This is a genomic window from Granulicella sp. WH15 (genome assembly GCF_009914315.1).
GTDB lineage: Bacteria > Acidobacteriota > Terriglobia > Terriglobales > Acidobacteriaceae > Edaphobacter.
In genome coordinates this window covers 2,839,929-2,852,587 of the sequence record NZ_CP042596.1, presented here as the reverse complement: position 1 = coordinate 2,852,587, position 12,659 = coordinate 2,839,929, and the positions used below count along the sequence as shown (strand labels likewise).

The following is a 12,659-nucleotide window of genomic DNA, read 5'->3' as shown; positions in this document are numbered from 1 at the left end:
CGGAAGATCGACGCGGCGGTGCGGCTATCGTTTCGTTGGGTGACTTGTGGCTGTCTTCGGTATTGTTTGCCACCAGATCACTATCTCTCTCTGTCACGTTCATCCCCTTGAGTGTTGTTGTGAAGGGTGCTGGGTCACCCTTCACCTGTTCCTTTTATTTTTGGATCTAGTTCGTGCCTGCGCCTTGTGGTGCCGATTGTGCAAGCGCCTTGTCAAACCGTTTTGCAGTATTCTTCGCGATGCCGTCCGCCAAGTCCAGGCTGTCTGAGTCGCTGCGATTGCTCTTTTTTATCTGCGTATGGAAGACATTATTGCCGTGAAAATCCTCGAGGTCGACATTGAATGTCAAAGAGGTGGTCCCCACGAAGAGTCCTACTGGACCGCTGGAGACCCGTACCGCGCGGTTACCCTTCTTGAAGTTTGTAACAGTGATCTTCAGGGTTGCGACACAGCCAGACCCGGCGGTTGCGTCGCCCACGCGGAGGAATATGTCGGCGGGGCGCTTTATCTTGAGTTGCTTGATCGTCTGCTCGTAGAGGAGGATGCGGTACTCTGCGGGTAGATCGATTCCGCTTACGGCGATGGGTGCGAGCAGGACCGACCGTGGCTTGGCTTCTCCAACAGAGCAAGAGGAAGCTGGGTGTTCTGCGGGAGGGGCAAGGCGAGCCATAATCTGGTCTCGAATATCTCCAGCTTTTTGTGTAGGCAGAACGAACACAACTCCATGGTACGCGTCGTGCGTGTCGCGGAACTCGACTGTGAGCAAATCGACCTTTTTGTTGGTTGCCGCACCCAGCGCGGCTCCTCCGCCGTAGGGGATGATCTTGCGCACGACCTTGCCGGTTGTACCCCAAGGCTCGGTGCGCTCGTCGCCAATGAATACATTGGTGATCCGGTCTCTCGGGATGGAAGACCTGACATCGTTACTTGAAAAGAGCAGGGCCTCGGGACTTAGAAGGAGCAAGCCTTTGGTATTGGGTTTGACCTGTTCGAGGCCCACAACGAGTATTACGCCGTCCATGCCGTCAGGAGAGGTTGTGGGCTTGTCACCGAGAGTCTGCGCGCTCAGAAAAGGAGAGCTTAGTGAAAATATCGCGAGGGCGAGGCGGGTTGAAAAGCGGTTCATCAGACTCTCCTTGAGGTGCCGGACTGAGGGTTAGACTAAATACGTACGCGAACGGATACAATTTAAATGAAAAATAATCCATCCGTTCAGAGGCGTGAATTTGAGGGATGGATCTGGTCCCGTAAGAGTTGGAGCAACAAGCGTTAGAGTAGGTGTCTATGGATAATGCCAAACCAGCCGAGTCACTGAACAAGCATCAAGCCAAGACCGCGGCAACCCTGCGCAGTGTTCTGGACGCGGCGGAAAAGATCTTCGTCCGGGATGGGTATGAGCGGGCTCAGATCGAGGCGATCGCCGCGCAGGCTGGCCGGACGAAGGGCGCGGTGTACGCCCACTTCCATAGCAAGGAAGATATCTTCTTTGCCTTGATCGAGCGCAAGGCCAACAGCCGGCGTGAGGCGTTTCTGAGCGCAATGGAGAACGATCCCCAGGAACGTCACCTTGAGATTGTGAGGGAGCTGTTCCTCGATGTCATCGAGGAGGAGAACTGGCCGATTCTGCTGCTCGAATTTAAACTTTTTGCGCTGCGGAATAAAGACTCCCTGCAGCGGGTGAGGGAACTCTATCGACTGCTTTACGATGACGCATCCAAGAATTTTTTTAAGAATGTTTCTTCGGAGGCTGATAAAGATCGGCTGCACATCGCTCTGGCTATTCTGCGTGGAATCTCGAATGCCGTCGCTTTGGAGAAGCAGTTCAACCCTGTGCTGAACTCAAGGCCAATGACACGACAGGTTCTGGGCAAGGTCTTCGACGTCCTGATAATGGGAAGTGGCTCCGAGGTGCAATTGCAGAAGGACCCACGCGGGACTAAGTCGGTAGCTGCTCCAGGGGCCAAGCCCAAAGTGCGTCGGAGCAAGAAAGTCTTGCCGGAGAAGTAGAGCCTCACGATCCTTCCTGGTTACCGGTACATCGTCCTGGCATACTGGTTGGCGTTATGATGGTCCTCATTGTGGCCGCTCCGTTTCCGGTTTGGCCGAAGTGCGCCGCTGCTCCGAGGATTTTTTCCATGACCGTGACCGCCTCTCGCCTCCATCTCTCCGACATCGCTCCCACCGTCATTCAGTCCGAGATCCGCGCCATGTCCGTCGAATGTGATCGCGTCGGCGGCATCAACCTGGCGCAGGGCATCTGCGACACTGACCTTCCGCAACTGGTCGCGGCTGGTGCGGTGGACGCCATCGAGAGTGGCTTCAATATCTATACTCGCCTCGACGGAATTGCCCCTTTGCGAGAGGTCATCGCGCACAAACTGGCGAGCTTCAATGGCATGACCGTCGACCCGGCGACAGAGGTGTTGGTTACTAACGGCGCGACAGGCGCTCTCTATGCCTCTCTGCTCGCGCTGCTCAATCCTGGCGATGAGGTTCTGCTCTTCGAGCCCTTCTATGGATATCACGTCAGCACGCTGGTATCGCTTCGTATGAAGCCAGTGCCGGTAGCTCTGGCTGCGCCGGACTGGCAGCTTGATCTTGATGCGGTACGCTCAGCCATTACTCCGCGTACTCGCGCCATCCTCGTCAACACGCCGTCGAACCCATCAGGTAAGGTCTTCGGTCAGACTGAGTTGGAGGCGATTGCCGCTCTCGCTATCGAACACGATCTCTTTGTCTTTACCGATGAGATCTACGAACACTTTCTCTTCGATGGAGAAAAGCATATCTCCCTGGCGACGCTCCCCGGCATGGCCGATCGCACCATCACCATCTCGGGCCTGTCGAAGACCTTCAGCATCACGGGCTGGCGCATAGGCTATTTGGCCGCAGCTCCGCAGTGGATCGCGGCTATCGGTTACTTCCACGACCTGACTTACATCTGCGCGCCCGCGCCTTTGCAGCATGGAGCAGCTGCGGGGCTTCGTGGCCTTGCCGACACCGATTTTTACGCTAACCTATCCACCGAGTACCAGGCCAAACGCGATGAGTTATGCGCGGCCCTTACCGATGCCGGACTTACTCCGTCTATCCCCGCGGGAGCTTACTACATCCTTGCCGATGCCTCCAAGGTCCCCGGCACATTGGCCCGGGACAAAGCCCGTAACCTGTTGGTGAGCACCGGAGTCGCTGCCGTTGCGGGCTCTGCCTTTTTCCGTCCCGGACGGGGAGAACACCTGCTCCGGTTTTGCTTCGGCAAGAAGCCGGGCGACCTGACCCGCGCGTGCGATCAACTCCGCAAGCTTGCCTAAATGGCGGCGGAATCACGAACTGTAGTAAGGAAATAACTGCTAAAGTCACGCAGGTTATTGCATTTCAGAGGGTCTGCCACCAGGCAGGCCCCTCGATTTGGTTAGACCACGGTTTGCGGTGCAGACGATGCCGGAGAGTCGATCTCAGGGTGATCTATCCACGATCTTCCATGTGTTTTCCCCCTAAATCACACTGCGGCGCGGTCCACGCGCATCCCTTGCCCTAGACTCGTTTCCCCCTTTTACAGGTGCGTTTCGCACAATTTCGCTTGTTCGTGAAGTTGTGATCCTGTTTGACTGCTCTCACAAGTTATTCACGATTAACAGGTTATTTTTTGGAGGCAGCGCAATGATACGCCGCGGTTATCGGTATCTATTTCTCCTAACTCTGCTCGTCTGTGGAGCTACCCGCCTTATGGCCGATGTGACAGGCGCTGTTTCAGGCGTCATCCGTGACAGCTCCGGAGCGGCGGTTCCTGGAGCCTCTATCGTCATCACGGAGTTAAGCACGAACGTTCGCCATACGCTGACCAGCACGGCCGATGGCCGCTACAATTTTCTTTCGCTGGCTCCCGGCCACTACAGGGTGACTGTCTCCGCCACTGGATTCCAGACGTCTACGATTCAGGATATCGACGTCAAGGTGAACGATCAGTTGCAGTTCGATCTGGCGCTGGTGGTTGGAGGCGTGCAGCAGAGCGTCGAGGTGGAGGCCAACAGCGTGCAGGTGCAGACCTCGAGCACGCAGATGGGCGGCACGATCGAGTCGAAGGAGATGCTGGCGCTGCCGTTGAATGGCCGCAGCTATCTTGATCTGCTGAGCCTGCAGGCCGGTGTCGCGCCGCGTCCCAGCAGCTCGGCGGCGACGGATCGGCCGCTCGACAGCGGGCTTTCCAGCAACTCGGGAAACGTCTCCGTGAACGGACAGCCCGAGACGGCGAACGCCTTCCTGGTCAATGGTGGCGACGTCAGCGAGACGAAAAATAACGGCGCGGGACTTATTCCTAACATCGACTCGGTGGCCGAGTTCCGCCTGATTACGAACAGCTTCGATGCCGAGTACGGCAAGTTCACCGGCGCGATCATGAACACCATCACCAAGTCGGGAAGCAATAAGATCCACGGCGATGGATTCGAGTTCTACCGGAACGACGCGATGGATGCCAAGGGGTATCTCGACCCGGTGAAGGCGACGCTAAAACGTAACCAGTTTGGTTACGCAGTCGGCGGTCCCATCTGGAAGGATCGTCTCTTTTGGTTCACGGACTATCAGGGATCGCGCCAGACGGCCGGTGTACCCTCAACCTCCATCGCTGTGCCAACGGCAGCCCAGCGCAGTGGACAGTTTGCTCCGAGCGTCTTCGGAACTGCCAAGGTGAATGGAGCAGCTTTCGCTGCGACTCTCGCGTCTCGCCTGGGCCGTTCGGTCTCCTCCGGTGAGTTGTATAGCTCTGTGTTTCCGGACGGCAACCTCGCGGGTGCAATCGATCCGATTGCGGCTAAAGAAATCTCGTTCATTCCCGCCGCCAATGTGGGAAGCTCTTACTCTCCCGCTGGCTTGAACAACACGGTTCGCGACGATAAAGCAGGGCAGAGAATCGACTTCCATAACCAGAAGACGGGCGACTGGGCCTTCTACTACGTCTTCGACGATTCGAACTCGTACAACCAGTCCTCTGCTTCAAACTATCTGCCCGGCTTTGCCGTTACCACTCCGACTCGTGCGCAGATGTTCATGGTGAGCAACACCAAGATCATTGGATCGACGATGGTCAACGAGGCTCGCGCAACCTTCTTCCGTACGGCGATCCAGACAGCACAGCCGGACTTTTCGCAACCCGGTAACAAGACCACGCTGGCCAGCCTCGGTTATAACACCAGCCCGACTGGCCTTGGCATCGTGCCTTCGGGACCAGTTGGTTATGGCGAGTCTGTCCCCCCTGAGATATTCAACAGCTTTGCCTTCGGTAATCCGCTGACGAACATGAAGTCGGTCGATAACAACTACATGGCGAGCGATACGTTCTCGAAGCTGATGGGTGCGCACTCGCTAAAGTTTGGCGGCGAGACGCGTTACTACCAGTTGAACGTGCGCAACGTCTGCGCCCCGAATGGACAGTTCAACTACACGGGCGGCGAGACGGGCAGCGATTTTGCCGACTTCCTGCTGGGTGCGCCCTCGCAGTACACGCAGTGCTCGGAGCAACTGCTGGACAATCGTGCTCGCTACTCTGGCGCTTTTTTTGAAGACACCTGGAAGGCGCGGCACAACCTGACACTGAATCTGGGAGTTCGCTACGAGATCCCGGTGCCCTGGTATGACAAGTACGATCGCCTCGATACCTTTATCCAGGGAGTGCAGTCGACGCAGTTTCCGCAGGCTCCGCTGGGCAATCTCTTTCCCGGTGACCCCGGCGTGCGCCGTACCATCTCGCCCACCTTCTATAACCGTTTCGGACCGCGTCTCGGCTTGGCCTACGCGCCGGAGTTTGATAATGGACTGATGCGGGCTATCTTCGGCTCGGCGGGGAAGAGCAGTATCCGTGCGGCCTACGGTATCTACTACTTGGGCGCGGCGGACTCGGCCAACTTCGGCGTCATCGGTTCGGCTCCCTATGGGCTCTATTGGAATAGCTCGGCGCAGCCCACACTAGATGAGCCCTTCCGCACACGCTCGAATGGTGAGTCCCAGACTCAGCGCTTTCCCTTCACACTGCCCGTGGCTGGCGATCCGAATAACTCGAAGCTCAGCTTCAAGGTATTCGAGCCGATCGTTGGACCCGGTCTGAACACGAACAACAAACTGGCTTATGCTGAGCACTACAACATGTCGTTTCAGCGTCAGATCTCCTCTTCGACCGTACTGACGGTGGCCTATGTGGGCACGCAGAGCCACAACCTGCAGGGTGATCTCAACCTCAACGTCGGCGATCCGAACCTCTGCCTCTCGTTGGCGGCCAGCGGTGCGACACCGACCTGCGGACCCAACAACGAAAAGCAGGTCTTTACCCGGCCCGATGGCAGCAAGGTATACGGAACGCTGATCGGTATGCAAAATCAGCAGTTAGGCGGAGTGATCTTCGGGCACGTCCACCTTTACAGCAATATCGGTGCCTCCAACTACAACTCGTTGCAGGTGACCCTGGAGCGTAAGGCGCGCAACTTCTCTTTCCTGGGCGCTTATACCTATGGCAAGTCGATCGACAACGTATCGACGACCTTCCTGCCATCGGACTTCCGCCGCAACCGTGCAGTCTCGCCATTCGATCTGAGACACAACTTTGTCGTCAGCTACAACTACCAGATTCCCTTCGAGCGGGCGTTCGGCAACCTGCCTAAGCGGCTGACCGAGGGTTGGAACGTGAGCGGTATTACCCGTTTCGCGACCGGCTTCCCGATTACCGTAAGTCAGTCGGGCGACCTTGCTCTCACCGGCTTCTCGTTTGACTTCCCGAACTACTCAGGTACTCCGGTCTCGAAGTCGAACCCGCGCGCACCTTCGCATCAATACTTCAATAAGAGTGCGTTCACAACCGAAGTCGTGGGCGTGATCGGCAACTCGAACCCGCGGCCTGTGTTTGGCCCCGGCATTCTGAATACGGATGCAGGTGTGTCGAAGCTGACGAAGATTCGTGATGGATACTCCTTTGAGGTACGTGCGGAGTTCTTCAACATCTTCAACCACGCTCAGTTCACTTCGGTGCAGGGTAACTTTGCGAGCAGTCAGTTCGGCCAGGTGACGGCCGCTGCGCCCGCTCGTATCGGTCAGATCAGCGCGAAGTTCCTCTTCTAACTCAAACGGGCTAACTCGATAGGAGTTAGCCCGTTTATAAATATCTATAAGAGATGGGCCGAAGTCGATATCGACTTCGGCCCATCTTGCTGTCTCACGAGAGAGTCTTAGCGAAGCTCGAGCGCTCCATAACGGGCGAGGCCGGTCTGTTCTACAACCTCGCGAAACTCCGGACGATGGCGGATGAGGTCGAAGCGGGGGTCCTGCCTGAGCTTGAAGAGCTTCATATTGTGCTCGCTGCAAGCCCGGTTGAGCCACGAGACGGTCTGGGATGAATCACCAAGAGCCGCATAGGTCGCGGCGATATCGTAAGACGGCATACACTTGTGACCCGGCGTAGAGCGTAGCTCGCGCAGTATCTCCCGCGCGGCTGCTTTGTCCCCCGCAACGGCGTGGGCATGGGCCTTCATCGCGCTGACGCAACTGCTGCCGCCAGCGAGCCGGATCGTCGTCTCGAACTCGCGCAGAGCCTCGGAGTAGCGTCCCTTCTGCTCAAGAGCCTGAGCCATGTACATATGCGCCCAGGTGAAGTTCGGGTCGAGTTCGAGCGCACTCTGGTAGTACTTGATCGCATCGTCGAAACGGTGGGCCAGATGAGAGGTGACGCCTGCCCAGACCTGAGTAATAAGTGATACGGGATCGATCTCGAGCGCGTGCATGATGGCGATATTAGCGGCCTCATGCTGGCCCTTCGCGGCGAGAAGATTGGCATACCAGTGGTAGCCCAGCGCATAGCCGGGATTGCACTGAATGGCGCGGCGGTACTCTTGGTCGGCGCCCTCCCAGTCGCGATCGAAGTGCAGGTGAATGTCCGCCAGCGAGGCATGCGCCTCGGCCAGGTTCGGGGCCAGCTCGATGGCCTTGAGGGCCGCGCTGCGCGCCTCGGGCATGGCTTCGGAGGGAGAGACGATCTCGTAAAAAGACAGCAGCGTCAGGGAGTCGGCCAGCCCGGAGTAGGGAAGCGCGAAGTTCGGATCTTCCTGGATCGCCGTCCGAAACCATACGATGGCCTTGCGCATGCTCTCGCCATCACGCCGATTCCAGAAGTAGCGGCCCTTCAAGTAGGCTTCGCGAGAGCTGGTCTTTTCCACTCGACCGGCAGAGAGAGACGAACTGGTAAAGGAGACGATCTTGAGCCAGAGACACTGCACGATCTGATCCGCGATCAACATGGGCGTGTCCCATCCAGTGCCGGAGCACAGTGGAAAGGTTCGGCACCACACCGCGGACTGTGTCCGGTTGCGCATCAGGCTGGCTCGTATCGAGATGCCGTCGGACTCGATCTTTGCATCCCACACCAGCTGGTAATCAGCCACTGGTTTATCGCTCGAACTTTTCTCCGGCTGTCCCGGAGTCAACTCGGAGTGAAGCACCTCGATCTTCGACTGATCCAGCCTTTTGAGCGCCGCTATCGTCTCGGTCACGATCATCCCGCACAGCACGGGATAGCTCGAACCAATCGAAAGATCACGAAACGGGCTTACTTCAATGCGAACTCGACGCCCGATCGTGTTGCCGTCAATTTCTGTCGGAGAAACGGCATCAAACTTATTGCCGGCTTGCTTCGCAGCCTGCTTTTTGCCCCACTCCTCAATCTCGGAGCGAAATGCGAAGACCGTCCCAAGATGCGTGTGGAAGTGACGATGGACCGGGAGGCCTTCTTTCTTCTCCCACATCTGCACCGTGCGCACCTCGCGCTTCAGATAGCTCGCGATCTCTTTCCATGAATCAAGCCGGTCTGGCCCAGCGCCCAGCCTCATGGCGGGCGGCAGGTCTGAAGTAGCCGAGATGGTCGGTTTCGTCATGGGTTTAAAAAGAGCTTCGGTCTTGCAGTGTCAAGTGCCTTGGACCGTTGGTGCTGAATGTTGTCAGCAGATGGCCAGCGGGTAAAAGTTTGGTCAACTGAACTATTTGCTTACCGCACAGATTACGACGCGGGGAACAGCCCATGCAAGGTATTTCTCGCGGTTGGGATGATGAAGTGCAGGCTGCTGGAATGGGCTATTCGAGGCCGCATCCCGCAGGTCCTTTCCTTTGCGTAGGTTGAGCTATCTACAGGACGTGCGCGGTGCTTTCGCACTATTTCGCTTGAAGGCCCTTTTCAAACCTGTTTCCCTGATAAGGTTCAAGTTCGCGACCTTACCCCAGAGAGTCCCATGTCACAAAGTGAATTGCTTCAATCCATCCAGACTGCTCATCGCTATACCGACAGTTTCGATTTTATGGATAAGGTTCGAAATGGTATGCCTCCGCTTATCATCTGCGTCGCCTGCAACGGTGGCATCCAGGGCAAAGAGGCCAATGAAAACATTCCGGAGACTCCGGACGAGATCGCAGAGTCGGTACAGGCTGCCTATGAGGCCGGTGCCTCGATGGTGCATGTCCATGCGCGTGATCCGCATGATCTGACGCTGTGCGCGCGAGACTACGATCCGTGGTTCGAGGTTCTGCAGAAGATCCGGCAGCGCTGCCCCGATATCATCATCAACTCGACCACCGGCGGCGGCCCGGGAATGACGATGGAAGAGAGGCTCTCGTGTCTCGAGGCCGGGCCCGAGGTTGCATCGCTCAACCTCGCTCCGGATATGAGCAAGTTTCGCCTGAAGGCGCGCGAGGCTCCGCTGAGCAATCCGCATCCGGATCTGGAGATTGATGAGTGCATTCCATTCACCTATGGGCAGATCCACCAGTTTGCGGCGGAGATGAAGAAGCACGGCGTCAAGCCCGAGCTTGAGGCATACCACAGCGGATGCGCCTACGTCGTAAAGTATCTTATCGACAATGATCTGCTGGCGAAGCCCTACTGGATCCAGACTGTGATGGGGTATCAGACGGGAAGCTTTCCGACCGTGGAGAATGTCTTACAACTGCTCAAGGAGTTTCCCGAAGGCGCGCTGTGGCTCTGCTCGGCGATTGGTCCTTATCAGCTTCCTCTGACCACGCTGGCCACGCTGATGGGTGGCCACGTGAGAGTGGGGCTCGAGGACAACGTCTACTACTCCCGCGGCCGCAAGGCCAAAAGCAACGCGGAGCTGGTAAGCCGGACGGTGCGCATTGCGCGCGAGCTGAATCGAGAGATCGCCACGCCCGCGCAGGCTCGCGCTATCCTCGGTCTGCGAGAGCAGCCCAGCAGCTATCTTTCACCGCGCCCTCGTGCGTAGGCTTTGCAGGAACGGAGTGTACTCGGCACAATGCCTCAGGCTCAACTCGCAGACGTTGTGATTCACTTCGAAACCGCAGGAGAAGGGGCACCGTTGCTTCTTCTTCCGGGCGCTCTGGGAACCGGTCGATCTGATTTTTCCGATCAGATCGACTGGTTCGGCCAACACTACCGTGTGATCGCTCCGGACCTTCGCGGCTATGGCCAATCGAGGCCGCCTAAGCGGGATTTTCCCCTCGGCTTCTATCCTCGCGACGCGGAGGAGATGTACCAGCTTATGTCTGGGCTCGGTTTTGCGCGGTTCGCGGTGATGGGTTGGAGCGACGGTGCCAACGTTGGCACATTGATGGCGCTTCAGCATCCTGAGAGCGTCACGCAACTCGTCGTATGGGGCGGCAACTCGTTTTTAAGCGCGGAGGAGCTGCACGTCTTCCAATCCATCCGATCGCTATCGACCTGGTCGTCACGCGCGATCGAACCACTCGCCGAGGTGTATGGAGACGAGCTGCAAAGCCTATGGGACAAGTATGTGAAGGGTCTCGAAGATCTCTACGCATCGGGCGGCGACATCTATCGCTCAAGGCTTGGCGACATCCGCTGCCCAACGCTGATCCTGCATGGGGAAATAGATCCTATCGTTCCCTCGATGCATCCCGAGATTCTTCGTCGAGAGATCGTCGGGTCCGAATACTTCGGCTTTCCAGAGGGAAAGCACAACATTCACAAACGGTACGCTGAGCTGTTCAACCAGCTTGTTCTCTCGTTTCTGAAGCGGACCAAGGTAGACTAACTTCACTCTCTTCGAAGTAGCACAAATATTGCCGGGCCGAGCCGGACTGATCTTAGGATAGAAAGCAAACGTGATTGACTCCGATTTGAAGTCCGAGATTCAACTGCCGGAAGATAACTCCGGCTCTGAGAGCCAGCGCACGCTGCATAGAAGCCTTGGCCTCTACGACTCGACGATGATCGTTGCCGGGTCGATGATCGGTTCCGGCATCTTCATCGTCGCGGGCGAGATGGCGCGCGAGGTCGGAAGCTCCGGCTGGCTTATGGTCGCGTGGCTGATCGCGGGCGTCCTCACGATGGCGGCGGCTCTCTCTTACGGCGAGCTTGCGGCGATGATGCCCAAAGCGGGCGGCCAGTACGTCTACCTGCGTGAGGCCTATTCGCCACTCTGGGGTTTCCTCTACGGATGGACCCTCTTCCTCGTCATTCAGACTGGAACCATCGCGGCTTCGGCTGTTGGCTTCTCCCGTTATCTGGGAGTCCTCTGGAGCCCGATCTCTGAGTCGAAGTACCTTATCCCGCCCATTCATATCCTTCCGGGTTATGCGGTCTCGCTCTCGACCGCGCAGCTTGTCTCATTGCTCCTGATTGCTTTCCTGACTTGGACCAACAGCAGCGGATTGAAGTATGGCAAGGGCGTCCAGAACACCTTTACCACGGTCAAGATCGGCTCTCTCATCGGGGTCATCCTCATCGGACTGCTGCTCGGATGGAAGAGTTCGGTCGTCCATATGAACTTCGATCATGCGTGGACTCCGAGTGGCGTTACGCCGCCGTCACCCGGCCTCTCCGTACTGACGGGGTTCGGGATGCTCGTGGCGCTTTGCACCGCTCAGATTGGCTCGTTGTTCGCCGCAGACGCATGGAACAACATCACCTTCAATGCAGGCGAGGTGCGCAACCCCGCGCGCAACGTGCCTCTATCTCTGGCGCTCGGAACCGTCATCGTGATCGGGCTGTACCTTCTGGCCAACTTCGCTTACGTCGTCGTGCTGCCGTTCAGCGCGGTGCAACATGCGCCTTCGGACCGCGTAGCCGCAACCATGATGGAGGCCATCTTTCCCCACATTGGAGCCAGGATCATCGCGATCGCGATTATGGTCTCGGCCTTTGGCTGCATGAACGGCATGATCTTATCCGGTGCCCGCGCCTACTATGCGATGGCGCTCGATGGCGTCTTCTTTAAGCGGGCGGCCTTCGTCAATCGGTCGAACGTGCCCAGCTCAGCTCTGGCGATGCAGGGAGTCTGGGCTGGTGTTCTGGTTCTCATCCGCACCTATCAGCCCACCACGCAGACCTACGGCAATCTCTACAGCAACCTGCTGGACTACGTTGTATCCGCCGCGCTCGTCTTCTACATCCTCACGCTCGCAGGCATCTTCCGGCTGCGCAAGTTGAAGCCGAACGCCGAGCGCCCCTACCGCGCCTTCGGCTATCCTCTGCTGCCGATCCTCTACATTTTCTTCGCCAGCGTGATTCTGATCGTGCTGCTGATCTACCGCACGACGACGACCGTGCCGGGCATTGTGATCGTTCTGCTCGGCGTGCCGGTCTACTTCCTCTTCCGGGCCAGGCTCGCCGCGCCCAATGCAGATTGAAGATTAAG

8 protein-coding genes are annotated in these 12,659 nt (G+C 57.5%); 6 read left to right on the top strand and 2 right to left on the bottom strand.

Translation table 11 applies throughout. The annotated features are described in order from the left end of the window. Positions 1-166 precede the first annotated feature (166 nt). On the bottom strand, positions 167-1,126 hold the full coding sequence (locus tag FTO74_RS11865; protein WP_162538343.1) for a hypothetical protein: 960 nt from the start codon (positions 1,124-1,126) through the stop codon (positions 167-169). Between the two features lie 158 nt (positions 1,127-1,284). On the opposite strand from FTO74_RS11865, the gene FTO74_RS11860 reads away from it, so the two are divergent. From FTO74_RS11860 to FTO74_RS11850, 3 genes are all read left to right on the top strand, one after another. Then, positions 1,285-2,007, top strand: a complete 723-nt coding sequence (locus FTO74_RS11860) for a TetR/AcrR family transcriptional regulator (protein WP_162538342.1) — start codon at positions 1,285-1,287, stop codon at positions 2,005-2,007. Between the two features lie 128 nt (positions 2,008-2,135). After that, positions 2,136-3,311: an aminotransferase class I/II-fold pyridoxal phosphate-dependent enzyme gene (locus FTO74_RS11855; RefSeq protein ID WP_162538341.1), complete on the top strand. Its 1,176-nt coding sequence runs from the start codon at positions 2,136-2,138 to the stop codon at positions 3,309-3,311. A 415-nt stretch (positions 3,312-3,726) separates the two neighbouring features. Continuing rightward, entirely contained in the window at positions 3,727-7,104 is a 3,378-nt protein-coding gene (locus FTO74_RS11850) for a carboxypeptidase regulatory-like domain-containing protein (RefSeq protein ID WP_162538340.1), read from the top strand. A 107-nt stretch (positions 7,105-7,211) separates the two neighbouring features. On the opposite strand, the gene FTO74_RS11845 is transcribed toward FTO74_RS11850, so the two are convergent. After that, positions 7,212-8,909 carry a tetratricopeptide repeat protein gene (locus FTO74_RS11845; protein WP_162538339.1) on the bottom strand — a complete coding sequence of 566 codons (1,698 nt, stop codon included), beginning with the start codon at positions 8,907-8,909 and terminating at the stop codon, positions 7,212-7,214. Between the two features lie 438 nt (positions 8,910-9,347). On the opposite strand from FTO74_RS11845, the gene FTO74_RS11840 reads away from it, so the two are divergent. The 3 genes from FTO74_RS11840 (at position 9,348) to FTO74_RS11830 (ending at position 12,651) form a co-directional block, all read left to right on the top strand. Further along, positions 9,348-10,265 carry a 3-keto-5-aminohexanoate cleavage protein gene (locus tag FTO74_RS11840; protein WP_162538338.1) on the top strand — a complete coding sequence of 306 codons (918 nt, stop codon included), beginning with the start codon at positions 9,348-9,350 and terminating at the stop codon, positions 10,263-10,265. A 57-nt stretch (positions 10,266-10,322) separates the two neighbouring features. After that, positions 10,323-11,054: an alpha/beta hydrolase gene (locus FTO74_RS11835; RefSeq protein WP_162538337.1), complete on the top strand. Its 732-nt coding sequence runs from the start codon at positions 10,323-10,325 to the stop codon at positions 11,052-11,054. 70 nt (positions 11,055-11,124) lie between these two features. Further along, a complete protein-coding gene (locus FTO74_RS11830) occupies positions 11,125-12,651 on the top strand; it encodes an amino acid permease (RefSeq protein WP_255462222.1) in 1,527 nt (508 codons plus the stop codon). The last annotated feature ends 8 nt before the right edge of the window (positions 12,652-12,659 follow it).

Bases quoted from the DNA above. Each gene is read 5' to 3' on its own strand.
- FTO74_RS11865 (WP_162538343.1), bottom strand. From the start codon at position 1,126: ATGAACCGCTTTTCAACCCGCCTCGCCCTCGCGATATTTTCACTAAGC.
- FTO74_RS11860 (WP_162538342.1), top strand. From the start codon at position 1,285: ATGGATAATGCCAAACCAGCCGAGTCACTGAACAAGCATCAAGCCAAG.
- FTO74_RS11845 (WP_162538339.1), bottom strand. From the start codon at position 8,909: ATGACGAAACCGACCATCTCGGCTACTTCAGACCTGCCGCCCGCCATG.
- FTO74_RS11840 (WP_162538338.1), top strand. From the start codon at position 9,348: ATGCCTCCGCTTATCATCTGCGTCGCCTGCAACGGTGGCATCCAGGGC.
- FTO74_RS11855 (WP_162538341.1), top strand. From the start codon at position 2,136: ATGACCGTGACCGCCTCTCGCCTCCATCTCTCCGACATCGCTCCCACC.
- FTO74_RS11850 (WP_162538340.1), top strand. From the start codon at position 3,727: ATGGCCGATGTGACAGGCGCTGTTTCAGGCGTCATCCGTGACAGCTCC.